This window comes from Modestobacter sp. VKM Ac-2977, assembly GCF_026968045.1.
Taxonomy (GTDB): domain Bacteria; phylum Actinomycetota; class Actinomycetes; order Mycobacteriales; family Geodermatophilaceae; genus Modestobacter.
In genome coordinates this window covers 177,201-202,202 of record NZ_JAPVBQ010000004.1, presented here as the reverse complement: position 1 = coordinate 202,202, position 25,002 = coordinate 177,201, and the positions used below count along the sequence as shown (strand labels likewise).

The 25,002-nt window shown below is 74.1% G+C and carries 25 protein-coding genes; 14 read left to right on the top strand and 11 right to left on the bottom strand.

Annotated elements, in window-relative coordinates; all coding sequences use genetic code 11:
- Window positions 1-33: 33 nt before the first annotated feature.
- On the top strand, window positions 34-1,329 hold the full coding sequence (gene murA / locus O2V63_RS17550) for a UDP-N-acetylglucosamine 1-carboxyvinyltransferase (protein ID WP_269168821.1): 1,296 nt from the start codon (window positions 34-36) through the stop codon (window positions 1,327-1,329).
- Window positions 1,330-1,338: 9 nt separating this feature from the next.
- Here the strand turns inward: murA and O2V63_RS17545 are convergent, their stop codons facing one another.
- Window positions 1,339-1,659, bottom strand: a complete 321-nt coding sequence (locus tag O2V63_RS17545; RefSeq protein ID WP_269168820.1) for a hypothetical protein — start codon at window positions 1,657-1,659, stop codon at window positions 1,339-1,341.
- 113 nt (window positions 1,660-1,772) lie between these two features.
- Here O2V63_RS17545 and O2V63_RS17540 point away from each other — a divergent pair, with 113 nt between their 5' ends.
- From O2V63_RS17540 to O2V63_RS17530, 3 genes are all read left to right on the top strand, one after another.
- On the top strand, window positions 1,773-3,782 hold the full coding sequence (locus O2V63_RS17540) for a methylmalonyl-CoA mutase family protein (RefSeq protein WP_269168819.1): 2,010 nt from the start codon (window positions 1,773-1,775) through the stop codon (window positions 3,780-3,782).
- 65 nt (window positions 3,783-3,847) lie between these two features.
- On the top strand, window positions 3,848-4,342 hold the full coding sequence (locus O2V63_RS17535; RefSeq protein WP_269168818.1) for a DUF2975 domain-containing protein: 495 nt from the start codon (window positions 3,848-3,850) through the stop codon (window positions 4,340-4,342).
- On the top strand, window positions 4,342-4,587 hold the full coding sequence (locus O2V63_RS17530; RefSeq protein WP_036340139.1) for a helix-turn-helix domain-containing protein: 246 nt from the start codon (window positions 4,342-4,344) through the stop codon (window positions 4,585-4,587). Before O2V63_RS17535 ends, O2V63_RS17530 begins: the two co-directional genes overlap by 1 nt.
- 55 nt (window positions 4,588-4,642) lie before the next feature.
- On the opposite strand, the gene O2V63_RS17525 is transcribed toward O2V63_RS17530, so the two are convergent.
- The 4 genes from O2V63_RS17525 to O2V63_RS17510 all read right to left on the bottom strand — a co-directional run bounded on the left by O2V63_RS17525 (window position 4,643) and on the right by O2V63_RS17510 (window position 8,166).
- Entirely contained in the window at window positions 4,643-5,671 is a 1,029-nt protein-coding gene (locus O2V63_RS17525) for a Gfo/Idh/MocA family protein (protein WP_269168817.1), read from the bottom strand.
- 71 nt (window positions 5,672-5,742) lie between these two features.
- Window positions 5,743-6,474: a YqjF family protein gene (locus tag O2V63_RS17520; protein WP_269168816.1), complete on the bottom strand. Its 732-nt coding sequence runs from the start codon at window positions 6,472-6,474 to the stop codon at window positions 5,743-5,745.
- Window positions 6,475-6,478: 4 nt separating this feature from the next.
- The gene (locus O2V63_RS17515) at window positions 6,479-7,129 is read right to left on the bottom strand and encodes a DedA family protein (RefSeq protein ID WP_269168815.1); all 651 of its coding nucleotides are present in this window, start codon (window positions 7,127-7,129) and stop codon (window positions 6,479-6,481) included.
- Window positions 7,130-7,266: 137 nt separating this feature from the next.
- Window positions 7,267-8,166 carry a hypothetical protein gene (locus O2V63_RS17510; RefSeq protein ID WP_269168814.1) on the bottom strand — a complete coding sequence of 300 codons (900 nt, stop codon included), beginning with the start codon at window positions 8,164-8,166 and terminating at the stop codon, window positions 7,267-7,269.
- 103 nt (window positions 8,167-8,269) lie between these two features.
- Between O2V63_RS17510 and nucS the strand changes: the two genes are divergently transcribed.
- The 3 genes from nucS to O2V63_RS17495 all read left to right on the top strand — a co-directional run bounded on the left by nucS (window position 8,270) and on the right by O2V63_RS17495 (window position 11,203).
- A complete protein-coding gene (nucS, locus tag O2V63_RS17505) occupies window positions 8,270-8,956 on the top strand; it encodes an endonuclease NucS (RefSeq protein ID WP_269168813.1) in 687 nt (228 codons plus the stop codon).
- A gap of 138 nt (window positions 8,957-9,094) precedes the next feature.
- The gene (locus tag O2V63_RS17500) at window positions 9,095-10,876 is read left to right on the top strand and encodes a 3-hydroxyacyl-CoA dehydrogenase family protein (protein ID WP_269168812.1); all 1,782 of its coding nucleotides are present in this window, start codon (window positions 9,095-9,097) and stop codon (window positions 10,874-10,876) included.
- A 72-nt stretch (window positions 10,877-10,948) separates the two neighbouring features.
- On the top strand, window positions 10,949-11,203 hold the full coding sequence (locus O2V63_RS17495; RefSeq protein ID WP_229682095.1) for a hypothetical protein: 255 nt from the start codon (window positions 10,949-10,951) through the stop codon (window positions 11,201-11,203).
- 66 nt (window positions 11,204-11,269) lie between these two features.
- On the opposite strand, the gene O2V63_RS17490 is transcribed toward O2V63_RS17495, so the two are convergent.
- The 5 genes from O2V63_RS17490 to mce form a co-directional block, all read right to left on the bottom strand.
- Window positions 11,270-11,905 carry a class F sortase gene (locus O2V63_RS17490; protein ID WP_269168811.1) on the bottom strand — a complete coding sequence of 212 codons (636 nt, stop codon included), beginning with the start codon at window positions 11,903-11,905 and terminating at the stop codon, window positions 11,270-11,272.
- A gap of 10 nt (window positions 11,906-11,915) precedes the next feature.
- Window positions 11,916-12,803, bottom strand: a complete 888-nt coding sequence (locus O2V63_RS17485; protein WP_269168810.1) for a DUF4397 domain-containing protein — start codon at window positions 12,801-12,803, stop codon at window positions 11,916-11,918.
- Window positions 12,804-12,895: 92 nt separating this feature from the next.
- Window positions 12,896-14,248, bottom strand: coding sequence for a hypothetical protein (locus O2V63_RS17480; protein ID WP_269168809.1), 1,353 nt, complete (start codon window positions 14,246-14,248; stop codon window positions 12,896-12,898).
- A 75-nt stretch (window positions 14,249-14,323) separates the two neighbouring features.
- The gene (gene ccrA / locus O2V63_RS17475) at window positions 14,324-15,655 is read right to left on the bottom strand and encodes a crotonyl-CoA carboxylase/reductase (RefSeq protein ID WP_269168808.1); all 1,332 of its coding nucleotides are present in this window, start codon (window positions 15,653-15,655) and stop codon (window positions 14,324-14,326) included.
- 100 nt (window positions 15,656-15,755) lie between these two features.
- A complete protein-coding gene (mce, locus tag O2V63_RS17470) occupies window positions 15,756-16,208 on the bottom strand; it encodes a methylmalonyl-CoA epimerase (RefSeq protein ID WP_269168807.1) in 453 nt (150 codons plus the stop codon).
- A 216-nt stretch (window positions 16,209-16,424) separates the two neighbouring features.
- Between mce and O2V63_RS17465 the strand changes: the two genes are divergently transcribed.
- Genes O2V63_RS17465 through O2V63_RS17455 form a run of 3 tightly spaced genes read left to right on the top strand, consistent with a single transcriptional unit; the run spans window position 16,425 to window position 20,157 of the window.
- Complete coding sequence (locus tag O2V63_RS17465) at window positions 16,425-17,630, top strand: acetyl-CoA C-acetyltransferase (RefSeq protein ID WP_269168806.1); 1,206 nt, start codon at window positions 16,425-16,427, stop codon at window positions 17,628-17,630.
- Window positions 17,627-18,658 carry a methylmalonyl Co-A mutase-associated GTPase MeaB gene (gene meaB, locus O2V63_RS17460; protein ID WP_269168805.1) on the top strand — a complete coding sequence of 344 codons (1,032 nt, stop codon included), beginning with the start codon at window positions 17,627-17,629 and terminating at the stop codon, window positions 18,656-18,658. Before O2V63_RS17465 ends, meaB begins: the two co-directional genes overlap by 4 nt.
- Before the next feature lie 23 nt (window positions 18,659-18,681).
- Window positions 18,682-20,157 (top strand): phytoene desaturase family protein, encoded by a 1,476-nt coding sequence (locus O2V63_RS17455; RefSeq protein WP_269168804.1) that lies wholly within the window; start codon window positions 18,682-18,684, stop codon window positions 20,155-20,157.
- A gap of 70 nt (window positions 20,158-20,227) precedes the next feature.
- Here the strand turns inward: O2V63_RS17455 and O2V63_RS17450 are convergent, their stop codons facing one another.
- Entirely contained in the window at window positions 20,228-21,103 is an 876-nt protein-coding gene (locus O2V63_RS17450; RefSeq protein ID WP_269168803.1) for a hypothetical protein, read from the bottom strand.
- Window positions 21,104-21,284: 181 nt separating this feature from the next.
- Here O2V63_RS17450 and O2V63_RS17445 point away from each other — a divergent pair, with 181 nt between their 5' ends.
- From O2V63_RS17445 to O2V63_RS17430, 4 genes are read left to right on the top strand one after another with little or no spacing between them, the layout of a single operon-like run.
- Window positions 21,285-21,794: a MarR family winged helix-turn-helix transcriptional regulator gene (locus tag O2V63_RS17445; protein ID WP_269168802.1), complete on the top strand. Its 510-nt coding sequence runs from the start codon at window positions 21,285-21,287 to the stop codon at window positions 21,792-21,794.
- Window positions 21,795-21,843: 49 nt separating this feature from the next.
- Window positions 21,844-23,535, top strand: a complete 1,692-nt coding sequence (locus O2V63_RS17440; RefSeq protein ID WP_269168801.1) for an acyl-CoA mutase large subunit family protein — start codon at window positions 21,844-21,846, stop codon at window positions 23,533-23,535.
- Between the two features lie 26 nt (window positions 23,536-23,561).
- The gene (locus O2V63_RS17435; RefSeq protein WP_269168800.1) at window positions 23,562-23,951 is read left to right on the top strand and encodes a VOC family protein; all 390 of its coding nucleotides are present in this window, start codon (window positions 23,562-23,564) and stop codon (window positions 23,949-23,951) included.
- Window positions 23,952-23,998: 47 nt separating this feature from the next.
- Complete coding sequence (locus O2V63_RS17430; protein WP_269168799.1) at window positions 23,999-24,979, top strand: tetratricopeptide repeat protein; 981 nt, start codon at window positions 23,999-24,001, stop codon at window positions 24,977-24,979.
- Window positions 24,980-25,002: the final 23 nt, after the last annotated feature.

The window sequence follows — 25,002 nt, the reverse complement described above, 5'->3', positions numbered from 1 at the left end:
GCGACATCCGCCGCCGCATCTAGGCTGGGCAGCGTGGACTGCTTCGAGGTGACCGGCGGGGCGTCCCTGCGTGGCCGCGTCCGGGTGACCGGTGCCAAGAACAGCGCGCTCAAGCTGATGGCGGCGGCGCTGCTCGCCCCGGGCCGGACGACGCTGGACGAGGTACCCGACATCCTCGACGTCACGATCATGAGCGAGGTGCTGCGGCGCCTGGGCTGTGGCGTGACCTTCGAGCGCTACCCGCTGGAGCCCGGCGGCAGCCCGAGCGGCGGCGGGCGGGTGCTGATCGACGTCCCCGAGCGGCCCTCCACCGAGACCGACTACGACCTGGTCCGTCGGATGCGTGCGTCGATCAGCGTGCTCGGCCCGCTGGTGGCCCGGCTGGGCACCGCCAAGGTGGCCCTGCCCGGTGGCGACGCCATCGGTTCCCGCGGGCTGGACATGCACATCGCCGGCCTGGAGCGGCTCGGCGCGACCGTGGTCAACGAGCACGGCTTCCTGATCGCGACCGCCCCCAAGCTCGTCGGCACCTCGATCTGGCTGGACTTCCCCTCCGTGGGCGCCACCGAGAACCTGGTGATGGCTGCCGCACTGGCCCAGGGGACGACGATCGTGGACAACGCCGCCCGCGAGCCGGAGATCGTCGACCTGTGCCGGATGCTGAGCGCGATGGGCGCCCGGATCGAGGGCGCCGGTACCTCCACGATCACCGTGGAGGGAGTACGCGAGCTGCGGCCGGTGGCCTACTCCACCGTCCCGGACCGCATCGTGGCGGGGACCTGGGCGATCGGCGCGGTGATGACCCGGGGCGACCTGGTGATCGAGCGGGCGGTGGCCGAGCACCTGAGCGTGCCGCTGGAGAAGCTGGTCAACGCCGGGGCGACCGTGGAGTCGCTGGACGACGGGCTGCGCGTGGCGATGGCGGACCGGCCACGGGGCATGGACATCGTCACGCTCCCGTTCCCCGGCTTCCCGACCGACCTGCAGCCGATGGCCGTGGCGCTCGCCGCGGTCTCCAGCGGCACCGCGTTGATCACCGAGAACGTCTTCGAGGGCCGGTTCATGTTCGTCAACGAGCTCGTCCGGCTCGGGGCCGACGTGCGCATCGACGGTCACCACGCGGTGGTGCGGGGGCGGGAGCGGCTCTCCAGCGCTCCAGTGCTGGCCACCGACATCCGCGCGGGTGCCGGGCTGGTGCTCGCCGGGCTCCTCACCGACGGCGTCACCGAGGTGCAGGACGTGCACCACGTCGACCGCGGCTACCCGGACTTCATCGAACAGCTGCGCGGCGTGGGGGTGCAGATCGAGCGGACCCAGCGCCCCGACTGACGTCCTCGCTCAGCGCCCGCCGAAGGAGAGCGCGAGTGTGCGAGCGCGCTCGAGGTCCTCGGGGAAGACGAGGACGTCGGCCCGGTGTGCGGCCGGCTCGCGGATCGTGGACCGGATGCCGGCGTCGCTCAGCACGGCCCGCAGGGCCAGCGCCGACTCCCGGCGGGTGAGCGTGGCCACCGGGGTGAGCAGCTCCTCGCGCCGCACCGGCTTGCCCGACGAGGAGCCCGAGGCGAAGGCCCAGCGCAGGAAGAGCGCGATCAGCACCAGCATGGCCAGGGCGAGAGCCGGGCCCACGGCGTAGTGCAGGCTCCCGGCGTCGATCGGCACGCTGACCTCCCTGCGGCGGGAGCGACCGGCCGGCCGCGAGCCCGGAGCCGAGTGTGCCACCGCTGGAGGACACCCGTGGCTACTGGCCAGTAACCGCCCTACACTCCGCTGGCATGCCGTTCCCTTCAGCGCCGAAGGACCGCGACCGACCCTGGGTCATGCGCACCTACGCCGGCCACTCCTCGCCCGCGGAGTCCAACGCCCTCTACCGGCGGAACCTCGCCAAGGGGCAGACCGGGTTGTCCGTCGCCTTCGACCTCCCCACCCAGACCGGTTACGACCCCGACGACGAGCTGGCCGTCGGTGAGGTCGGCAAGGTCGGGGTGCCGGTCACGCACATCGGCGACATGCGGGCGCTGTTCGACGGCATCCCGCTGGACGAGATGAACACGTCGATGACGATCAACGCGACAGCGATGTGGCAGCTGGCGCTCTATCAGGCCGTCGCGGAGGAGCACGGCCACGACGTCGCGCAGCTGGCCGGGACGACGCAGAACGACATCATCAAGGAGTACCTCTCCCGCGGGACCTACGTCTTCCCGCCGGCGCAGAGCATGCGGCTGATCACCGACATGGTCGCCTACACGGTGACGGCGATGCCGCGGTGGAACCCGATCAACATCTGCAGCTACCACCTGCAGGAGGCCGGGGCCACGCCGGTGCAGGAGATCGCCTACGCGATGAGCACCGCGATCGCCGTCCTGGACTCGGTGCGCGACTCCGGCCAGGTGCCGGCCGAGCGCTTCGGCGACGTCGTCGCCCGGATCTCCTTCTTCGTCAACGCCGGGGTGCGGTTCGTCGAGGAGATGTGCAAGATGCGCGCCTTCGGCCAGCTCTGGGACGAGCTGACGGCCGAGCGTTACGGCGTCACCGACCCGAAGCAGCGGCGCTTCCGGTACGGGGTGCAGGTCAACTCCCTCGGGCTCACCGAGGCGCAGCCGGAGAACAACGTCCAGCGGATCGTGCTGGAGATGCTCGCGGTCACGCTGTCCCGCGACGCCCGGGCCCGGGCGGTGCAGCTGCCGGCCTGGAACGAGGCGCTCGGCCTGCCCCGGCCCTGGGACCAGCAGTGGTCGCTGCGGCTGCAGCAGGTGCTCGCGTTCGAGACCGACCTGCTGGAGTACGAGGACCTGTTCACCGGCTCGGTGGTGGTCGAGCGCAAGGTCGCCGAGCTGGTCGAGGGCGCCCGGGGGGAGATCGCCCGGGTGCAGGAGCTGGGCGGCGCGGTGGCCGCGGTCGAGTCCGGCTACATGAAGGGCGAGCTGGTGACCTCGCTCGCCCAGCGGAGACGCCGGATGGAGAGCGGCGAGGACGTCGTCGTCGGCGTCAACCGGTACACGACGAGCGAGCCCAACCCGCTGCTGGCCGACCTCGAGACCGCGATCCAGACCGTCGACCCGGCGGTCGAGGCAGCGGCGCAGGCCGCGGTGCAGCGGTGGCGCGCCGAGCGGGCGCCCGGGCCGGTGGCCGAGGCGCTCGCCGAGCTGCGCGCCGCCGCGGGCACCGACGTGAACCTCATGGCCGCCACGCTGCGCTGTGCCCGGGCCGGCGTGACGACGGGGGAGTGGGCCGGCGCGCTGCGTGCGGTGTTCGGCGAGTACCGGGCGCCCACCGGCGTCGGCGCTGCGAGCGCCGGCGCCGCCGACACCACCCTGACCGAGGTGCGCGAGCTGGTCCGCCGCACCGGCGCGGAGCTGGGCGGCCGGCTGCGCTTCCTGGTCGGCAAGCCGGGGCTGGACGGGCACTCCAACGGTGCCGAGCAGATCGCCGTCCGGGCCCGCGACGCCGGCTTCGAGGTGGTCTACCAGGGCATCCGGCTCACCCCGGCGCAGATCGTCTCCGCGGCCGTCGAGGAGGACGTGCACGTGGTCGGCCTGTCGGTGCTGTCGGGATCGCACCTGCAGGTGGTGCCGGCGGTGCTGGACGGTCTGCGGGCGGCCGGCCTGGACGACGTCCCGGTCGTGGTCGGCGGGATCGTCCCGGACGGCGATGCCCGGCGGTTGCGGGACCTCGGTGTGGCCCGGGTGTTCACGCCGAAGGACTTCGGGATCACCGACATCATGGCCGAGGTGGTCGCCGTCGTCCGCGAGGCGAACGGCCTCCCGGCGCCCCTGCCCGTCTGAGGGACGAACGTCGCCGACCCGGCGTGCCTATTGACAATCGATCGACAGCTGGCGAATCTCGATCCATGTCGCCCGCGCATCCGCTGCTGTTCCCGATCCGGTTCCTGCTCGCGCTGGTGTTCGCCGCGCTCGTCGCCGCCCAGATCTGGGCCGTGCCCGGGATGCTGCCGGACCTGGCCGCCCCGTCGCTGGAGCAGTCCCTCGTGCGGTGGACGATGCTCGCGGTCTCGGTCCTGGGGCTGGCGTGCGTCCAGGTCGTCGTCGTCTGCACCTGGCAGCTGCTGACCATGGTCCGGACGGACTGCATCTTCAGCGCGCGCTCGCTGCCGTGGGTCAACGCGATCGTGGTGGCGATGGCCGTCGGCTGGCTCATGCTCCTGGGCGCCTTCGTGAGCTCGTACTACTTCATCATCGACGAGGTCAGCGACGACCCGGGCCCGCCGGTGCTCCTGCTGGTGCTGCTGCTGGTCGGGGCCGTGGTGGGGCTGCTGATGGTGGTCATGCGCGCCCTGCTGCTCCAGGCCACCACGCTGCGGACCGACATGGAAGCGGTCATCTGATGGCGATCGTCGTGCGCATCGACGTCGAGCTGGCCAAGCGGAAGATGAGCGTCGGGGAGTTCGCCGAGCGGGTCGGCCTCACCCCGGCCAACGTCGCGGTGCTGAAGAACGGCCGGGCCAAGGCCGTCCGCTTCAGCACCCTGGAGGCGATGTGCCGGGTGCTGGACTGCCAGCCCGGCGACCTCCTCGAGTGGGTCGAGGACGACCACGCCGAGCCGTTGGCCGTGCAGGCGGCCCGGCGGTGACCGGGGTCCGTGGTCGATGCGGACCCGGTCACCGACCGGCGGGTCGCCCCGGCCGTCACCCGAGCCGGACGACGACGCCCTCGGTCGCGCTGCGGCGGGCGGCGTCGAGCACGGTGAGCGAGGCGACGGCGTCCCGCGGCTCGACCGGCACCAGGCCCAGACCGCGGACCGCGGCGGCGAACGCCGGGTAGAACGTGTCCCAGGCGCCGGGCAGGGTGGGCACCCGGTCCTCGTGGTCCCCCCGCCGGACCCGGCCCCAGCGCGCCTCCGGCTCGGCGCCCCAGTCCCGCCCGAGCGTGGCCGGGGTCTCCCCGGCGATCAGCGCGTCCTCCTGGCCGTCCATCGGCCCGCCGACGACGTAGCTGCCGGCCGTGCCGGTGACCCGGAAGCGGTTCCCCGGCGCGCCCTCGCTCCAGCTGCCGGCCAGGTGCGAGCGGGCCCCGTCGGCGTGCGTCAGCGCGATGAAGACGTCGTCGTCCAACCCGTTGGCGCGCACCCGCCACTCGGCGTAGACCGACGTCACCGGGCCGAGCAGCACCAGCGCCTGGTCGACCAGGTGGCTGCCGAAGTCCAGCAGCGTGCCGCCTCCGGACGGTGCCGGGCCGGGGTCGGGCGTGAACCGCTCGAACCGGGACTCGAACCGGGTGATCCGGCCCAGTGTCCCGGCCGCGGCGAGGGCCTGGACGGTGCGGAAGTCGGAGTCCCAGCGGCGGTTCTGGTACGGCGCCAACGGCAGGCCGAGCCGTTGGGCCCGCTCGGCACTGGACCGGGCGGAGGGGGCGTCCAGTGCGAAGGGCTTGTCGCAGACGACGGCCAGGCCGAGGTCGAGCGCCTCGTCGGTGAGCGCGGTGTGGGTGTCGGCGGGTGTGGAGATGGCCACCGCCTCGACGCCGGCCTCTGCCAGCTCGGCCAGGGACCCGACGACGGTCGCACCCGGGTGCTCCCGGCTGAGCAGCTCGCGGCGCTCGGTCGAGGAGGTCGCCACGGCGACGAGGTCGCACTCCACCGCAGCGGCGAGCAGCGGGGCGTGGAAGTACCGGCCGCCGAAGCCGTACCCCACCAGTCCGAACCGAACGGGTTCCATCAGTCTCGTGCTCCTCGGGTCGTGTGCCGCGTCGGGGCGTGCCGGGTCATCGTGTCGGGTCATCGTGCCGGTCAGCGCAGCCGCGGGCCGAACCGGACGTCGACGCCGGGGGAGAAGAGCACGCTGTCCGGGGCGCCGCCCACCGTGGGCAGGCCGGCGGCGGCGACCAGGTCGTCCTCGAGGTCGAGCAGCTCGGCGGCGTGCAGTGGCCACTCCGGGTGCTCGTTCGGCCAGTAGGCCAGCCGGCCCAGCGCGGTCTGGTGCAGCCCCCAGCGGCTGGTGAGGAAGCGCGGCAGCGGGCCGGGGTCGGGCAGCGGGGCGCCCACCCGGACGGCGATGCTGCCCCCGGCCCCCCGAGGCCCGGGCCACCGACGCGTCGCCCGGTAGCTGAGCTGGTCGCCGTCACGGGTGATCCGCATCCGGGACCACAGGTAGGGCAGGTGGGCGACCCAGCGGGCGGCGAGCACCGGCAGCAGCCGGTCGGCCTCCAGCGACCGGAAGACCACGCCCCGCCGTCCCTGCGCGTCGACCGAGTACAGCCGCACGTTCGTCTCGGCGAACGAGCCGAGGTAGGGCAGCCCCGGCGCCCCGAGCAGGCCGATCCGGCGCATCCGGAAGGGGATGAGGCCGACGTAGGTCGCGCCGTCCAGCTCGTCGGGCCGGGTGCCGGCCGGCAGCAGCGGGCCGACCAGGGCCGGGTCGACGGCCCAGTGCAGGAAGGTGACGTCCCGCCAGCCCTGGGTGAAGACGGTGCGGCCCACCGGCCGCGGGGTGGTGGGGGTGATGCTCTCGGCGGTGCTCACCCGGTCAGCCTGCCCCCACCTCCGCCGGGGCGCGCTCGGTTGCCGCGTCGCCGGAGCTCCGTCGCCGGTGCAGGAGGAACCTGACCCCCTCGCCCAGCGCAGCCAGGGCGAGGGCCAGACCGAGGCCCAGCAGCAGGCCACGGAGCGGGTCGCGTTCGAAGGCCAGCCCGCCGACGTACCCGATGCCGGCCGACCAGCCGGCCCAGGTGAGGGCGGCCAGCGCGGCGAAGGGCGTGAACCGGCGCAGCGGCCAGCCCACCGCCCCGGCGGTCAGCGTCACCGCCGTCCGCAGGCCCGGCACGTACCGGGCGGTGACCAGCAGGACGCCGCCGCGCGCGGCCAGCAATCGCGATGCCCGGTCCAGCGCTGCCCGGCGCCGGCTCCCCGGTCGGGCCCACGCGTACAGCCGGGGGCCGGCCAGGTGCCCGATCAGGTAGGAGGTGTGGTCGCCGGCGAAGGCGCCCAGCGCGGCCACTGCGACCACCAGCGCCAGGTCGGGCTGCCCGGTGGCGGCGAAGACCCCGGCCGTGATCACCACGCTCTCGCCCGGCACCACGGGCAGGAAGCCGTCGAGGGCGGCCAGCGAGAACAGGACCAGGTACACCCACGGCGAGGCCATGAGCTCCTGCACCCAGCTGAGCACGGCGTCGGTCACGGTCGTCGGCCGAGGGGTGGACGTGGCATGGGACCGAGCCTGGCGTGCGCGGGGTGGGCCGCACATCCCCCTCAGGTCTTCGACCGCCTCCCCCGAGAGGACTACGGCGCTCCGTCTTCCGGCGGAGGCCGGGCCGGTCAGTCGGTCAGGTCGGCGCAGCCGGACTCGTGCGGCAGCAGCGGGCGGAAGGTGATCGACCAGCGCGTGCCGTCCGCGCCGACCCAGGGGGTCGCGGTGGTGGCGTCCCGGGCGGCGTCGGCGAGGGCCTGGGCCTCCTCGCCGGTCGCGGTCACGCAGGTCACCCCCGGCGCGATCGGCTCACCCGGCAGTGCCGGCCCCGGCCAGGGCAGCTCCGGGTGGGCCAGCTCGTCGGCCGGCTCGGTCCACGGCTGGGCCAGCGCCGCGACCGCCTCCGGGGTGTAGGGGTCCGGCGCCTCGCCGTCGGCGCCCGTGGTCTGGGCGAGGTCGGTCAGGTCGTCGAGCAGGTCCTGCAGCTCCGTCCGCGCCTCCTCCTGCTCCTCGGTGAGCCCGCCGGCGCCCAGGGACTCCCGCAGCGCGTAGACCTCCCGGGTGACCCTGCCCTCCTCGGTGACCAGGGTGAACCGGGTGGAGGTGGCATCGGCCAGCGGCGGGGAGCCGAGGTCGCCGGTCTCCGCGATGCCGGCGTCCAGCGCCCGGGTGACGAGCTGCTGCACGGTGGCCTGGTCCACCTGGTCGACCTGCACGTTGGGCCACGCCGGCCCCGGGTAGATGGCCGGCACCGGCCCCTGGGTGATCACCCGACCGTCGGCGTACACGGTCACGACCGGCAGCCGCGCGGCCAGCATCGCCGGGGTCGTGAAGCCGCCGACGTCGGCGACCTGGAGCACCAGCGCGTCCTCGCCCTCCGGCAACGCGACCGTCTCCGACTCCGGCGGCGTCTCGCTGGACGGTCCGGGTGGCGCGGCCCCGGCCCCGCCCCGTTCGGCGCAGGCGGTCAGCAGCGAGACCGCCAGCACGAGGCCGGCGGCGGGACGGAGGGCAGGTGAGTTCCGCACAGGGAGTACACGGCTCGGCTGCCCGTGGGGTTCCACGGGCAGGTCAGGGCCCGGTCCCCGCCGGTGCGGAGGGCGGCGCCGACAGCCGGTAGCGTCGTCGTCCGTGCGCCTGGTCATTGCCCGCTGCTCCGTGGACTACATCGGGCGGCTCACCGCCCACCTCCCGCCGGCCACCCGGCTGCTGCTGGTCAAGGCCGACGGCTCGGTGTCGATCCACGCCGACGACCGGGCCTACAAGCCGCTGAACTGGATGAGCCCGCCGTGCTCGGTCAAGGAGGAGCTGACCGACTCTCCGGACGGCGGCACAGCGGGCACCTGGACGGTCACCAACAAGGCCGGCGAGCAGCTGATCATCACCATCGAGTCGGTCGAGCACGACTCCAAGCACGACCTCGGCGTCGACCCCGGCCTGCAGAAGGACGGCGTGGAGGCCGACCTGCAGCGGCTGCTCGCGCTGCACGTGGAGACCTTCGGCGAGGGGTGGTCGCTGGTGCGCCGCGAGTACCCGACCGCGATCGGCCCGGTCGACCTGCTCTGCCGGGACGCCGGCGGCGCGACGGTGGCCGTGGAGATCAAGCGCCGCGGCGAGATCGACGGGGTCGAGCAGCTGACCCGTTACCTGGAGCTGCTCAACCGCGACCCGCGGCTGGCCCCGGTCAAGGGCGTGTTCGCCGCCCAGGAGATCAAGCCGCAGGCCCGGGTGCTGGCCGCCGACCGCGGCATCGACTGCCTGACCGTCGACTACGCCGTCCTCAAGGGCACCGACGACCCCTCGCAGCGCCTCTTCTAGAAGGACACCGTCACCCCCCACCACCCGCTCCGCGCGCGGCGGGCCCTTGCGACGGGGCCGAACTACCAGCCGGTAGGGACCGGGTCGGGCGCTGGTGCGAAACTGCTCGTGATCACCGGACGGCGGAGGGATGGCAGCGTGGCCAGAGAACTGACCGAGGTCGGCGTGGTGGGGCTGGGCACGATGGGTGCCGGCATCGCCGAGGTGCTCGCCCGGGCCGGGTTGTCGGTGACGGCGGTCGAGGTGACCGACGAGGCCCTGGACCGTGGGCGGGCGCACGTCGAGCAGTCCACCGGCAAGGCCGTCGCCCGCGGGAAGCTGGAGCCCGGCGAGCGCGACGCCATCCTGTCCCGGATCCGGTTCACCACCGCGATGGAGGACCTCGCCGTCGCCGAGCTGGTCGTCGAGGCCATCCCGGAGCGGATGGAGCTCAAGGCCCAGCTGTTCTCCAAGCTGGACGCGATCTGCCCGCCGGACACCATCCTGGCGACCAACACCTCCAGCCTGTCGGTCACCGAGCTGTCGGTCACCACCGGCCGCCCCGGCAAGGTCATCGGGATGCACTTCTTCAACCCGGCGCCGGTGATGAAGCTGGTCGAGATCGTGCGCACCGTGGTCACCGAGCCCTCGGTGGTCGAGGACGTCGAGGCGCTGGCCGCGCGGCTGGGCAAGATCGACGTGACGATCGGCGACAAGGCGGGCTTCATCGCCAACGCCCTGCTGTTCGGCTACCTCAACCACGCCGTCTCGATGTTCGAGAACCGCTACGCCAGCCGGGAGGACATCGACGCCGCGATGCGCCTGGGCTGCGGCCTGCCGATGGGCCCGCTGGCGCTGATGGACCTGATCGGGATCGACACCGCCTACGAGATCCTCGTGACGATGTACCAGCAGTCGCGCAACCGGCTGCACGCCCCGGCGCCGATCATCAAGCAGATGATGACCGCCGGGCTGCTGGGCCGGAAGAGCGGCCGCGGCTTCTACACCTACGCCGGCCGCGACTCCGCCGAGGTCGTCCCGGACGCCGCGACGCCGGCCACCGGCGGCGCCGCCGAGGGAGCCCGCCCGATCCGCAGCGTCGGCGTCGTGGGCTCCGGGACGATGGCCGTCGGGATCGTCGAGGTGGTCGCCAAGGGCGGCTACGACGTCACCTTCGTCGCCCGCACCCTGGACAAGGTCGAGGCCGTGCAGCACGCGCTGACCCGGTCGCTGGACAAGCAGGTCGCCCGCGGCCGGCTCGACGAGGCCGAGCGGGACGCCGCCCTCGCCCGGGTCACCGGCTCCGCCCAGCTCGACGACCTCGCCGGTGCCGACCTGGTCATCGAGGCCGTGGTCGAGCACCTGGGCGTCAAGCAGGCGCTGTTCGCCGCGCTGGGGGAGATCGCCAAGCCCGGGGCGGTGCTGGCCACCACCACGTCCAGCCTGCCGGTCATCGAGTGCGCGAAGGCCAGTGAGCGCCCCGGGGACGTCGTGGGCCTGCACTTCTTCAACCCCGCGCCGGTGATGAAGCTGGTCGAGGTCGTCTCCACGATCGCCACCGCGCCCGACGTGGCCGCCACCGCGCACGCGCTCTGCGCGCAGGTGGGCAAGCACGCGGTCTCCTGCACCGACCGCGCCGGGTTCGTCGTCAACGCGCTGCTGTTCCCGTACCTCAACGACGCGGTGAAGATGCTGGAGGCGCACTACGCGACCGCCGACGACATCGACGCGGCGATGAAGGTCGGCTGCGGCTACCCGATGGGCCCCTTCGAGCTGCTGGACGTCGTCGGGCTGGACGTCGCCCTGGCGATCGAGCGCGAGCTGTACACCGAGTTCCGCGAGCCCGGGTTCGCCCCCGCACCGCTGCTCGAGCACCTGGTGACCGCCGGCTACCTGGGCCGCAAGGCCGGGCGCGGCTTCCGCGACCACGCGAACCGGTAGCCGGTGCCCCGCCGAGGTGGCTCGCGGCGTGGTCCGGGACGCGCCCGGTCCGCGCAGCCGGGGCGTGGGTCGATGGCGGCCCGGCAGCCGGTCGAGGAGGCCTCCGACGGGGACTGGGTGGTGCGGCCGCTCACCGGGGCCGGCAGCGACAAGAGCTACCGCTGCCCGGGGTGTGACCAGCTCATCCCGCCACGGACCCCGCACGTGGTCACCTGGCCGGCCTACGCCCGGGACTCCGACCTGGACCCGTGGGACACCGACTCCGCCGCCGACTGGCGACGGCACTGGCACACCGTCTGCTGGCGGGCCCGCGGCCGCCGCCGCTGAGGAAGGACCACCCTTTCCCCCACCCTTCGCAGGCTCAGGGTGGGTCCCTGAAGGGTGGCCGTTCCATCATCCTGCGGATGCGTGGACGACGACGTTGTCGGTGTAGCTGCGGCGGCCGTGGTCGAAGCTGCCGCCGCAGGTGATCAGCCGGAGCTCGGCGCCGGTCGTCGGCCCGTAGACCTCGTCGGTGGGGAAGTCGTCCTTGGGGTGGGCGGCCACCCGGGTCACGGTGAACGTCACCGGTCGGCCGTCGCCGCCGGTGACGACCACCTGGTCACCCGGTCCGAGCTCCGCCAGCCGGGCGAACACCCCGGGGCCGGTGTGGTCGTCGACGTGCCCGGCCAGCACCGCCGGCCCCACCTCGCCGGGGGCCGGGCCGGCGGCGAACCAGCCCACCTGCTGGACGTCCGCCGGGGGCAGCAGGGCGCCGGCGTCGTCGACCCCGATCGGGACGAGGTCGGTGTCCACACCGATCGCGGCGATGCGCAGCCCGACCGGGGCCGGGACGGTCCGCTCCGCCGGCACCGCCGTGGCGGAGCCGAGGACCACCGGCCCGGGCGGGGAGGCGACCGCGGTGGCGGGCACGGCGTCGTCCAGATGGTCCGCGAGTGCCGCACCGCCGGCGACGAGGGCCACCACGAGCAGTCCCGCCCGCAGTCCCGCCCGCCCGCGCCGGCCGGGACGGCCGGTCGATGTCGTCATCGCCGGACGGTCAGGACGTCGGGGACGGCGGTACGTGCCCACGGCGAGGCCGGCGCACCCCGACGGCCAGCAGCAGGACGGTGAACGAGAGGGCGGCGAGCGCGGTGCGGCCGACCGGCAGCCCGTCGTGCGCTGCGGTGCCACCACCGCCGGCCTCCACCCCGCCGACCGGCACGACGCCCGGGCCGGCGGCGTCCAGCGTGGTCGTCACGGTGAGCCCGCCACCCTCGCGGTCCAGGACCAGCACGGTCTGGACCGACCCGGCAGCGAGGTCGACGGGCAGCTCGTCGGAGGTGCCGTCGGTGCCGGTGACGACGAGCGTGCCGGCGCCCCCGGGCACGTCGACGGGGTCGGTCGAGTCGGCGAACGCCAGGTCGGTGGCGAGTGCGGTGCCACCGGCCAGGGTGACGTCCAGCGGGGAGCCGGTCGGCGCGGCGTTGAGGACCCGGGCGCGGGCGGAACCAGCCGGCGGCAGCGTGAGGTCGTCGGTGAGCACGGCGAGGCCCAGGTCGGCGAAGAGGCCCACGCCGGCGACCGTGGTCGCGCTCCCGGGGACCACGGTGACCGTGGTGGCCAGCACCGGCGGACTGCCCGGGTCGGCCCCGGCCGCGCGGGCGCTGACGGTGTACGTGCCCGCCGGCACGCGCTGGTAGGGCGAGACGTCGCCGTAGCCCACCGCGGGCAGCACGACCTCGACGTCCGCCTCGGACACCGCGTCGATGGTGGCGTCGACCGAGGGGGTGTCCGGGGAGAGGTGGACCATCCGCACCAGGCCACTGTCCACCGGGCCGCTGTCACCCGCGGGTGCGGCCGCCGCCCCGGAGGCCAGCGGCAGTCCGAGAGCGCACAGGCCGACGCCGAGCACGGCGGACAGCGCGGTCCGCGACAGTCGGAACACGGTGGTCCTCTCCGCTGCTGATCGGCCGCCTCGACCCCGCGCGGTGCCTGCGGGGCGCGCCGACCGGGGCCGGAGAGCAGCAGTGGCTGCGGTCAGCTCCGGTTCGCGGGGGGCGGACCGCCCTGGCCGGCCGGCACGGCCGGGGTCGGCTGGACCCGCGTCGCCGGACCGCGGGGCGGTACCGGCGGCGTCTGCCGCACGCCGGACTGGGGCCGCTGCTGCGGTGCCCGCTCGGCCGCCGGCTGCTCCGCCGTCGACCGGTCCACCGTCGTCCGCTCTGCCGCGGGCGCCTGCTGCTGGCTCGGGTGGGCCGGTGCCGGCGTCCGGGCCGGCTGCTGGGCACCGGCCGTGGGCACCGACTGGGCCGGGACCGACTGCGTCTGGACGGACTGGACCGGCACGGCCTGGGTCTCGGTGGGCTGGGTCTGGGCCGTCTCCGCCTCCGGGGCGGCCGATGCGGCCGGGCTGTCCTCCGCGCTGGGCTGCTCCTCGGTGGGCTGGGACGGCCCGTCCTGCTCGGACCCGGCCGCGGTGGGCTGCGACGGGGCCGACTCGACCTGCTGGACCGACTCGGCCGGAGCCGCCGGTCGTGGCTCCTCGTCCTGCGGCTCCTGGTCGGAGAGGTCCGGCAGCCGGCCGAGCAGGGTGCGCACGTCGGCCAGCCGGCGGGTCAGGTCGTCCCGGACCTTCCGGATCGCCGCCGCCGCCGCCTCGGCCTCGGTGAGCGTGTGGTGCGCCCGCTCGTCGGCCTCGGCGATCCGCTGCTGGGCGGCGGCGATCGAGGACTGCTCGCGCTCCTCCTCCAGCCGGGCGGCTTCGGTGCGACGGGCCCGCTGGGCGATCTCGAAGTCCTGCTCGGCCTTGGTGCGGCGGCCCACGGAGTCGGCGTCCAACTGGGCCACCCGCTCCCGGGCCTTGGTGACCAGGTCGTCGGCGCGGGACTGGGCGACCGCGGCGATCTGCTCGGCGTGCTGGCGTGCTTCGGCGACCAGGCGCTCGGCCTCGGCCCGGCTGGCGGCCGAGCGCTCCCCGAGGGCGCGCTCCTCGCCGGCGATCCGCTCCCGGATCGCCTCCGCCTCGGCGGCGACGGCGGACTGCAACTGGGCGGCCTGCTCCTCGGCCTGGCGGCGGATCTCCGACGCCTCGTCCTGCGCGAGCTGCAGCATGTTGGAGATGCGCTCGCCCATGTTCTCGAACGTGGGCGCGCTGGCGCTGGCGGCCCGGCGCCGCAGCGACTCGACCTCGCCGTGCAGCGCCTGCAGCTGGCGGGCGAGGTCGGCCGACCGGGACACGGCGGCGTCCCGGTCGGCCAGCGCCACCCGCAGGTCGGCGTCCAGGCTGGCCAGCGTCTCGGCGACCTGGTCGCGGTCGTACCCCTTGCGCACCACGTCGAAGGTGGGGCCGCCGTCGCGGAAACCGAACTCGTCGTCGCGGGGGTCGCTCATGCCCTCATCCTCGCATTGATCCAGTGCCGCGGTCAGCGTGTCGAGGGCCGCACCCAGCAGAAGGACCCCGCTGCCTCAGATGTCGCGGAAGCGGTTGATCGCCGCCAGGTGCCGCTCCCGCTTGGCCGGGTCCTTCACGCCCAGGCCTTCCTCCGGGGCGAGGGTCAGCACGCCGACCTTGCCCTGGTGCCGGTTGCGGTGGACGTCGTAGGCGGCCTGGCCGACGTCGTCCATGGCGTAGGTCTTCGACAGCGTCGGGTGGATCAGGCCGCGGTCGATCAGCCGGTTGGCCTCCCAGGCCTCGCGGTAGTTGGCGAAGTGGGAGCCGACGATCCGCTTGAGGTTCATCCAGAGGTAGCGGTTGTCGTAGGTGTGCAGGAAGCCGCTGGTCGAGGCGCAGGTGACGATCGTGCCGCCCTTCTTGGCGACGTAGACGCTGGCGCCGAAGGTCTCCCGGCCGGGGTGCTCGAAGACGATGTCGGCGTCGTCCCCACCGGTCAGCTCGCGAATCTTCGCCCCCAGCCGCTGCCACTCCCTGGGGTCCTGGTTCTCCTCGTCCTTCCAGAACCGGTACTGCTCGGCGGACCGGTCGATGACCAGCTCGGCGCCCATCGACCGGACGATGTCGGCCTTCTCCGGGCTGCTCACGACACACACCGGGATGGCCCCGCCGTTGAGCGCCATCTGGGTGGCGTAGGAGCCGAGCCCGCCGGAGGCGCCCCAGATCAGGACGACGTCGCCCTGCTTCATGTTCGCGCCGTTGTGGCTGACCAGCTGCCGGTAGGCGGTCGAGTTGACCAGCCCCGGGCAGGCCGCCTCCTCCCAGGTGAGGTGCGCCGGCTTGGGCATCAGCTGGTTGCTCTTGACCAGGGACAGCTCCGCCAGGCCGCCGAAGTTGGTCTCGAAGCCCCAGATCCGCTGCTGCGGGTCCATCATCGTGTCGTCGTGGCCGGCCGGGTCCTCGAGCTCGACGGACAGGCAGTGGGCGACGACCTCGTCGCCGGCCTTCCACTTGTTGACCCCGGGTCCGACCGCGACCACGACGCCGGAGAGGTCCGAGCCGACCACGTGGTAGGGCAGGTCGTGCTTCTTGGTCAGGTCGTTGAGCCGGCCGTAGCGGGCGAGGAAGCCGAAGGTCGAGACCGGTTCGAAGATCGACGTCCAGACGGTGTTGTAGTTCACCGAGGAGGCCATCACCGCGATCAGCGCCTCGCCCGGCCCGATCTCCGGGGTGGGCACCTCCTCGACGTGCAAGGCCTTGCGGGGGTCCTTCTCCTTGGTGGCCAGGCCCTCGAACATGTCCTGTTCGTCCTTGCGGACCAGCACGGCGCGGTAGGACCCCGGTGTCGGGAGCCCTCCGATCGCGTCGAGGTCGTCGGCGAGGATGGCGTCCCTGATCTGGTCCATGCGTGCGCTCCCGGGTCGTCGTTGGCTCGGAGGGTGCAGTGGTGGCGCGGAGGTTACTGGCCAGTATCTCCGGTTGACCAGGCGATGTGACCCAGGCAACTCATCCGTGGGGGGCCGGTTCGACCAGCTCGATCAGCACCCCGCCGGCGTCCTTGGGGTGCACGAAGTTGACCCGGCTGTTCGAGGTGCCACGCCGGGGCTCGTCGTAGAGCAGCCGGAGGCCGCGCTCGCGCAGCGCAGCACTCGCCGCCTCGACGTCGGTGACCCGGAACGCCAGCTGCTGCAGGCCGGGGCCCGAGCGGCCGATGAACCTCGCGATGGTGGACTCCGGGGTCAGGGGCGCGAGCAGCTGGACCCGCGTCTCGCCGTCGCCGAGCGCGAGCATCGCCTCGCGGACGCCCTGCTCCTCGTTGGTCTCCTCGTGGACCGAGTGGATGCCGAAGGTCGTCGCGTAGAAGGCGATCGCCTCGTCCAGGTCGGGGACGGCGATGCCGACGTGGTCGATCGTGGTGAACAGGCCGGTGTGCGCGTCGTCGGGCACGGCGGAGGTCATGCCGCGCATCCTGCCGTCGCCGCTCGGCCACCGGCAGCCGGTTGTGACGGGGTTCACTCCCGATCGGTGGCCGCGGTCACCGGCCTGGGTCCGCCGGACGGCGTGAGCCCTATCCTGGCGGCAGCCCGTGGTGCCCCGAGGGACTGCCCGAGGAACTGCGCGGTGCCCTGCCGAGACGGTCGCCAACGGCGGTGACCGGGAGCCACTGGAGCCTCGATGAGCCAGCCCGCATCCACCCGTTCCGTCATCGTCGGGGGTGCTCGTACCCCGATGGGCCGCCTGCTCGGCTCGCTGAAGGACTTCTCCGCCGCCGACCTCGGTGGCATCGCGATCAAGGCGGCGCTCGAGCGCGCCGGCATCACCGGCGACCAGGTCGACTACGTGATCATGGGCCACGTCATCCAGGCCGGTGCCGGCCAGAACCCGGCCCGGCCCGCGGCCGTCGCCGGCGGCATCCCGATGTCGGTGCCCTCGTTCACGCTGAACAAGGTCTGCCTCTCCGGCCTGGACGCGATCGCCCTGGCCGACCAGCTGATCCGGGCCGGTGAGTTCGACGTCGTGGTCGCCGGCGGCATGGAGTCGATGACCCAGGCGCCGCACCTGCTGCCCACCTCGCGCACCGGCGTCAAGTACGGCGACGCCACGCTCGTCGACGCGATGGCCCACGACGGGCTCACCGACACCTTCGACCAGGTCGCCATGGGCGCGCTCACCGAGCAGGCCAACAGCCGGTACGGGCTGACCCGGGAGGAGCAGGACGCCTTCGCCGCCGCCAGCCACCAGAAGGCCGCCGCAGCGCAGAAGAACGGCCTGTTCGACGACGAGATCACCCCGGTCCTCATCCCGCAGCGCAAGGGCGACCCGATCGAGTTCCGCGAGGACGAGGGCATCCGCCCGGACACCACCGCGGAGAGCCTGGGCCGGCTGAAGCCGGCGTTCTCGAAGGACGGCACGATCACCGCCGCCACCGCCTCGCAGATCTCCGACGGCGCCTGCGCGGTCGTGGTCATGTCCGCGGCCAAGGCCGAGGAGCTGGGGTTGACGGTGCTCGCCGAGATCGGCGCGCACGGCGTCGTCGCCGGGCCGGACGCGACGCTGCAGAGCCAGCCCTCGCGGGCGATCGCCAAGGCCTGCGCGCGGGAGGGCATCGACCCCGCCGACCTGGACCTGGTCGAGCTCAACGAGGCGTTCGCCGCCGTCGGCATCGTCTCCACCCGCGAGCTGGCGGTCGACCCGGAGAAGGTCAACCCCAACGGGGGCGCCATCGCGCTGGGCCACCCGGTCGGGATGAGCGGCGCGCGGATCGTGCTGCACCTGGTGCTGGAGCTCGGCCGCCGCGGTGGCGGGGTGGGTGCCGCGGCGCTGTGCGGCGGCGGTGGCCAGGGCGACGCGCTGGTCCTGCACGTGCCCGCCCGGGCGTGACCTCGCAGCCGGAGGGCACTGCAGTCCAGGCGCCGGCCGCCGTCGTCCCCTCGGGGCGGCGGGGCCGGCGGGCGGCCGACGTCGGCACCCTGGTCTCCCGCGCCCGCGAGGGGGACGCACGCTCGGTGGCCCGGTTGATCTCCCTCGTCGAGGACGCCAGCCCGCTGCTGCGCGAGGTCGCGGCCGCGCTGGCGCCGCACACCGGCCGGGCCCGGGTCCTGGGGCTCACCGGACCGCCCGGGGTGGGCAAGTCCACGACCACGACCGCCCTCGTGCGCGCCTTCCGTCAGGCCGGCCAGCGGGTCGGGGTGCTGGCGGTCGACCCGTCGTCCCCGTTCTCCGGCGGCGCGCTGCTCGGTGACCGCGTGCGGATGCAGGACCACGCCGGGGACAGCGGCGTCTACATCCGCTCGATGGCCTCCCGCGGCCACCTCGGCGGGCTGGCCTGGGCCACCCCGCAGGCGATGCGGGTGCTCGACGCCGCCGGCTGCGACGTCGTCCTGGTGGAGACGGTCGGGGTGGGGCAGTCCGAGCTGGAGGTCGCCTCGCTCGCCGACACCACGCTGGTGCTGCTGGCGCCGGGGATGGGCGACGGGATCCAGGCGGCCAAGGCCGGCATCCTCGAGGTCGCCGACGTCTTCGTCGTCAACAAGGCCGACCGGGACGGCGCCGACCAGACGGTGCGCGACCTGCGAGCGATGCTCTCCCTCGGCGGCCGGCACACCGAGGCGGGGGCCTGGCGCCCACCGATCGTGAAGACGGTCGCCTCCCGCGACACCGACAACGGGGTCGACGACGTCCTGGCCCGGCTCGCCGAGCACGGCGAGTGGCTGGACTCCTCGGGGGAGGGGCGCCGGCGGCGGGTCGAGCGCGCCGCCCGCGAGGTCGAGGCGATCGCGGTCGCCGGGCTGCGGGAGCGGATGGGCGACGTCTCCGGCTCCGCGGCGCTCGGTGCGCTGGCCGAGCAGGTGGTGGCGGGGGAGACCGACCCCTACCGCGCGGCCGACCAGCTCATCGCGCACCTCTAGGGGCCGGCGGGCAGGATGGCGGCGTGAACGGGACCCCGGATGCCGTCGTCGTCGGAGCCGGACCGAACGGGCTGGCGGGCGCGCTGCGGCTGGCCGCGGCCGGGCTGTCGGTGCGGGTGGTCGAACGCGGCGAGCGGGCCGGCGGTGGGCTGCGCACCGAGGAGGTGACGCTGCCGGGCTACCGGCACGACATCTGCGCCTCGGTGCACCCGATGGCCGCGACAGCGCCGTTCTTCCAGGAGTTCGACCTCGCCTCCCGCGGCGTCCGGCTGCTGCAGCCGGAGATCAACTTCGCCCACCCGCTGGACGGTGGGCGCGCGGCGCTCTCGCACCACTCGCTGGAGCAGACCGCGGCCGGGCTCGGCCGCGACGGGGACGGGTACCGGAAGCTCTTCGGTCCGCTGCTGCGCCAGGCGGACGAGATCACCGACTTCTTCCTGACCTCGGCGTTCCGGCGGCTCCCGCCGGTCAAGGGGTTCGCCGGGATCGCCGGCTTCGGTCTGCAGGGGCTGCCCAGCGTGGGCTGGCTGGCCCGCCGGTACTTCGACGACGACGCGGCCCGGGCGCTGATCGCCGGCGCCGCCGCGCACGGGATGCTCGACCTCAGCCGCCCGCTGACCGCGGCGCTGGGCATGTTCCTGGGGATGATGAGCCACCACAACGGCTGGCCGCTGATCGAGGGCGGTTCCCAGCAGCTGGCCGACGCGATGGTCACCGCGCTGGAGCAGCAGGGTGGCGAGGTCGTGACCGGTCACGAGGTCACCGACCTGCGCGAGTTCGACGGCGTCCCGGCCGTGCTGCTGGACACCTCGCCCAGCGCGTTCGTGGCGATGGCCGGCAACCAGGTCCCCGACGGCTACCGGCGCTGGGTGAAGCGGTACAAGCACGGGCCCGGGGTCTTCAAGGTCGACTGGGCGCTGTCCGAGCCGGTGCCGTGGGCGGACCCCGACGTCCGTCGGGCCGGCACGGTGCACGTCGCCGGGACGATGGAGGAGACGATCGCCGGGGAGGCGGCGCCGGCCGCGGGGCGGGTCTCCGAGAAGCCCTACGTGCTCGCCGTCCAGCCCACGGTCGTCGACCCCTCCCGCGCGCCGGAGGGTGGCCACGTCTTCTGGGCCTACGTGCACGTGCCGCACGGCTCGACCGTCGACATGACCGAGGCGATCGAGGCGCAGGTCGAGCGGTTCGCCCCCGGCTTCCGGGACACGATCCTGGCCCGGCACACCATGCACGCCGGGGAGATGGAGCACTGGAACCCCAACGACGTGGGCGGGGACATCTCCAACGGCGAGGCGTCGCTGCGGCAGATGCTGGCCCGGCCGGTCCCGCGGTGGAACACCTACAAGACCCCGGTCCGCGGCACCTACCTGGCGTCCTCGGCGACCCCGCCCGGGCCCGCGGTGCACGGCCACTGCGGCGACAACGCCGCCCGGGTCGCCCTGCGCGAGGTCTTCGGCATCCGGGACGCCCCGCCGCTCCGCCCCGCCCCGCCCACCTGACCCCGGCGCTCGCCCCGAGTGTCGAGTTGTCGACCTGTCGCCCCCGCGTGAGGGGTCGACGAGTCGACACTCAGCGAACGAGTTCGGCCGCGATCCGGGTGATCAGCTGATCGGGCCGGTGCAGGTCGGCCGCGGTCACGAAGAGGACCCGCCAGCCGGCGGCGAGCAGCCGGTTGAGCCGGCGACGGTCGGCGGCGAACTGGCCGGGCTCGGCGTGCCAGAGCCCGTCGTACTCCAGCGCCAGCCGCTGCTCGGGCCAGGCGAAGTCGACCCGGGCCACGAACACCCGCCCGTCGTACACAGAGTGCTGGGCGACCGGCGTCGGCAGCTCAGCGCGATGCAGCAGCAACCGCAGTCGGGTCTCCTGCGGTGAGCCGGCCAGGCCGTCGGCCAGCGCGGCAGCGGCCCGGGCCCGCCGGCACCCTCGGCCGGTGGTCGCCGCAGCCAGCGCCCGGACGACGCCGAGGTCGAGCAGGCCGGCGGCGGCGAACTGATCGATGAGCACCACGGCTTGGTCGAGCGGCCGATCGGCGCCCAGCGACAGGGCGGTCCGCTCCGGGGTGGTCACCGGGACACCGCGCCGGCGGGTGACGTCGCCGGGGCGGAGTTCTGCGCGGCTCACGCGCACGCCGCTGACCACGCTGGTCCGCGTCGCGGGCGGCACGGTCAGCTCCACGTCGTCCTCCGGGCCGGCTGAAGCCAGGCCCCACAGGACGGCGCCGCTGGTTCCGGTGACGACAGCGCCCGGCAGCAGGACCGACGCGGCGGCCACGGCGCGGAGCTCGTGCGTGACGGTCAGGTCGGCGCACGCGTAGACGTCGCGGAAGAGCCGCTGCCAGGCGCTGCTGTCCAGTTGCCGCCGGGTGAGCAGTCCCGCCCCGACGGCCGCGGTGCCGCGGAAGACGCGTCCACGCAGCGCCGGTGCACGGTGCGCGGGTACGACCACCGGGCGAGCCTGGCCGAAACCGGGCGGTGACCCCGCCCGCCGTCCACAGGCCGGCCGCGGCCGTGCGCCGAGTGTCGACTCATCGACGTGTCCATGCATCGACAGAGGTCGACAGCTCGACACTCGCCGGCGCCGCCGGCGGTGGGGGTGGCTGCGGAGGCGGAGAACTAGCCTCCCGGGCATGGTGCGACCGCTGGGCCTGCCGTTCGACCCGATCGAGCGCGCCGCCGAGAGCTGGGCGCAGCACTTCGGCCCGGCCGCCTCGATGCGGGCGGCGACGAGCGTGTTCCGGGTGCAGCAGATCCTGCTGGCCCGCTTCGACGAGGCGCTCAAGCCGCACGGGCTCACCTTCGCCCGGTACGAGGTGCTGGTGCTGCTGACCTTCTCCCGCACCGGGCAGCTGCCGCTGAAGGTGATCGGCAGCCGGTTGATGGTGCACCCGACCAGCGTCACCAACGCGATCGAGCGGCTGGTGGCCGCCGGGTACGTCGAGCGGCGGCCCAACCCCGCCGACGGCCGCGGGGTGCTCGCCGCGATCACCGACGCCGGACGGGACGTCGTCCCGCGGGCGACCGAGGCGCTGACCGGCCAGGACTTCGGGCTGGCCGACCTGCCCGACGCCGAGCTGGACGTGCTGTTCGACGTGCTGAAGAAGGTCCGGCTCGGCGCGGGGGACGTCGCCGACGACTGACCCGCCCGGAGGGTGGCCACAAAGTAGTTGGACGTCCTAGCATCTGGGCATGACGGAGCAGCCGGGCAACGAGGCCCGCAGCCGGTGGCAGCAGCGCTACGACGCGGCCCTGGCCGCCGGACGGGTGCGGGACGCGGACTTCACCACGCTCTCCGGGCTGGAGGTGGAGCCCGCCTACGGGCCGGCCGACGAGGCCGCGGTCCCCGGCTTCGACCGGATCGGCTGGCCCGGCGAATTCCCGTTCACCCGCGGGCTGCACGCCACCGGCTACCGCGGGCGGGCCTGGACGATCCGCCAGTTCGCCGGCTTCGGCAACGCCCGGCAGACCAACGAGCGGTTCCGGTCGCTGCTGACCGAGGGCGGGGGAGGGCTCTCGGTCGCCTTCGACATGCCCACCCTCATGGGCCGGGACTCCGACGACCCGCTGGCGCTGGGTGAGGTCGGGCACTGCGGGGTGGCGATCGACTCCGCAGCGGACATGGACGTGCTCTTCGAGGGCATCCCGCTGGACCGGACGACGACGTCGATGACGATCAGCGGCCCCGCCGTCCCGGTGTTCTGCATGTACCTGGTCGCGGCCGAGCGTCAGGGTGCGGACATCGCGGAGCTCGACGGCACGCTGCAGACCGACATCTTCAAGGAGTACATCGCGCAGAAGGAGTGGCTGTTCGCCCCCGAGCCGCACCTGCGGCTGATCGGCGACCTGATGGAGTACTGCGCCGCGGAGATCCCGGCCTACAAGCCGATCTCGGTGTCCGGTTACCACATCCGGGAGGCCGGCTCGACCGCCGCGCAGGAGCTGGCCTACACGCTGGCCGACGGCTTCGCCTACGTCGAGCTGGGGCTCTCCCGCGGGCTGGACGTCGACGTCTTCGCCCCCGGCCTGTCGTTCTTCTTCGACGCGCACGTCGACTTCTTCGAGGAGATCGCCAAGTTCCGGGCCGCCCGGCGGATCTGGGCCCGCTGGCTGCGCGACGTCTACGGCGCCCGCACCGACAAGGCCCAGCAGCTGCGGTTCCACACCCAGACCGCTGGGGTCTCACTGACCGCCCAGCAGCCGGACAACAACATCGTCCGGACGGCGGTCGAGGCGCTGGCCGCGGTGCTCGGCGGGACGAACTCGCTGCACACCAACGCCCTGGACGAGGTGCTCGCCCTCCCCAGCGCGCGGGCCGCCCAGATCGCGCTGCGCACCCAGCAGGTGATCGCCGAGGAGACCGGGGTGCTCAACGTGGCCGACCCGCTCGGTGGCTCCTGGTACGTCGAGGCGCTGACCGACGAGCTGGAACGGCAGGCGGAGGAGGTGTTCACCCGGATCCGGGAGATGGGCAGCGACGGCACGATGACCGCCGGCATCCTGCGCGGCATCGAGGACGGCTGGTTCACCGGCGAGATCGCCGAGGCGGCGTTCGTGTACCAGCGGGCGCTGGAGAAGGGCGAGAAGAAGGTCGTCGGCGTGAACACGCTGACCGGCGCCGGCGCCGCCGCCGACGACCTGGAGATCCTCCGGGTCAGTCACCAGGTGGAGACCGACCAGCGGGCCGAGCTGGCCGGCCGGCGGCAGAGCCGGGACGACGCCGCGGCGCGCGCCGCCGTCGCCCGGATGGTCGAGGTGGCCCGGACCGAGGAGAACATGGTGCCGGCGATGCTGGCGGCCGCCCGGGCGGAGGCGACGCTGGGCGAGATCTGCGACGCGCTGCGCGCCGAGTGGGGCACCTACACCGAGGCCGCCCGGTTCTGACGTACCCGCCGGGCAGCATGCCCGGCATGGCAGACCACACCGAGCACCCTCACCACGGGCACCGTCACCACGCCATCGACTACGTCGAGCTCACCGTCCTCGACCTCGTCGAGGCGCAGCGCTTCTACGCCGATGCCTTCGGCTGGGAGTTCACCGCCTACGGCGACACCTACGCCGGCATCCGCGGTCCCTCCGGTGACCCGGCAGCGGAGGTGGGCGGTCTGGCCGTCGGCACCGAGGTCCGCCCGGGCGGCCCGCTGGTGCTGCTCTGGTCGGCCGACCTCGACCGCACCCTCGCCGCGGTGGAGGCCGCCGGGGGCCGCGTCGTCCAGGGGCCCTACGACTTCCCGGGTGGCCGGCGGTTCCACTTCGCCGACCCGAGTGGCAACGAGTTGGGGGTCTGGTCACCGGCCTGACCCGGACCCGGGGCGGGCCGTCGCCGGCGAGTGGGATGATCGAGGTCATGCAGCCCAACCGTCCCGCTCGAACCGATCCCCGGGCCGCTGCCCAGCAGGCCCAGATGGCGGCGTCGCTGGCCGGTGCGGTCGACCTCGCCGCTGTCCAGGCACGCAACGAGGCGGCAGCCCGCGCCGCGGCCGCCCCGCCGCCGAGCGCCACCGCGCCCGCCGGTGCGCCCGGCAGCGCCGTCGTCGACGTCACCGAGGCGACCTTCCAGAGCGAGGTCCTCGACCGCTCCTTCCAGGTCCCCGTCGTCCTGGACCTGTGGGCCGAGTGGTGCGGGCCGTGCAAGCAGCTGTCCCCGGTGCTCGAGCGGCTCGCCGCCGAGGGTGCCGGTTCCTGGGTGCTGGCCAAGGTCGACGTCGATGCCAACCCGGCGCTCGCCCAGGGCCTGCGGGTCCAGGGCATCCCGGCGGTCAAGGCCGTCTGGCAGGGCCAGCTGGTCGCCGAGTTCACCGGCGCCATCCCCGAGGAGCAGGCCCGGCAGTTCGTGACCGAGCTCGTGGCCGCCACCAGCGGCGGTACGGTGCCCGGCGCAGCCGAGGATGAGGGCGAGGACGAGGCACAGGAGCCGGAGGACCCGCGGCTGGACGCCGCCGAGGCCGCCTTGGACCGGGGTGACCTGGCCGCCGCCGAGGCGGCCTACCAGGCGATCCTGGAGACCGAGCCGGAGCACCCGGTGGCCGGGCTGGCCCTGCGTCAGGTCCAGCTCTTCCGCCGGGCCGAGGAGGCCGGGCCGGATGCGCTGGCCGCCGCCGAGGCCGCGCCCGACGACATCGCCGCGCAGACCCGCGCCGCGGACTTCCTGCTCGGCACCGGCGACGTCGACGCCGCGTTCGGCTGGCTGCTCGACGTCGTCCGCCGCACCGCGGGCGAGGAGCGCGACGCCGCCCGGCAGCACCTGGTGGAGCTGTTCGGCATCGTGGGCGACGAGGACCCGCGGGTCGGCCCGGCCCGCCGCGCCCTCATGACCGCCCTCTTCTGAGTCCCGCACCGGCCGGGCTCCTC

Coding starts and splice junctions, on each gene's coding strand:
- O2V63_RS17540 (WP_269168819.1), top strand. CDS start 1,773: ATGCCGTTCCCTTCAGCGCCGAAGGACCGCGACCGACCCTGGGTCATG.
- O2V63_RS17535 (WP_269168818.1), top strand. CDS start 3,848: ATGTCGCCCGCGCATCCGCTGCTGTTCCCGATCCGGTTCCTGCTCGCG.
- O2V63_RS17530 (WP_036340139.1), top strand. CDS start 4,342: ATGGCGATCGTCGTGCGCATCGACGTCGAGCTGGCCAAGCGGAAGATG.
- O2V63_RS17525 (WP_269168817.1), bottom strand. CDS start 5,671: ATGGAACCCGTTCGGTTCGGACTGGTGGGGTACGGCTTCGGCGGCCGG.
- O2V63_RS17495 (WP_229682095.1), top strand. CDS start 10,949: ATGGCGGCCCGGCAGCCGGTCGAGGAGGCCTCCGACGGGGACTGGGTG.
- O2V63_RS17490 (WP_269168811.1), bottom strand. CDS start 11,905: ATGACGACATCGACCGGCCGTCCCGGCCGGCGCGGGCGGGCGGGACTG.
- O2V63_RS17480 (WP_269168809.1), bottom strand. CDS start 14,248: ATGAGCGACCCCCGCGACGACGAGTTCGGTTTCCGCGACGGCGGCCCC.
- ccrA (WP_269168808.1), bottom strand. CDS start 15,655: ATGGACCAGATCAGGGACGCCATCCTCGCCGACGACCTCGACGCGATC.
- mce (WP_269168807.1), bottom strand. CDS start 16,208: ATGACCTCCGCCGTGCCCGACGACGCGCACACCGGCCTGTTCACCACG.
- O2V63_RS17465 (WP_269168806.1), top strand. CDS start 16,425: ATGAGCCAGCCCGCATCCACCCGTTCCGTCATCGTCGGGGGTGCTCGT.
- O2V63_RS17445 (WP_269168802.1), top strand. CDS start 21,285: ATGGTGCGACCGCTGGGCCTGCCGTTCGACCCGATCGAGCGCGCCGCC.
- O2V63_RS17440 (WP_269168801.1), top strand. CDS start 21,844: ATGACGGAGCAGCCGGGCAACGAGGCCCGCAGCCGGTGGCAGCAGCGC.
- O2V63_RS17435 (WP_269168800.1), top strand. CDS start 23,562: ATGGCAGACCACACCGAGCACCCTCACCACGGGCACCGTCACCACGCC.
- O2V63_RS17430 (WP_269168799.1), top strand. CDS start 23,999: ATGCAGCCCAACCGTCCCGCTCGAACCGATCCCCGGGCCGCTGCCCAG.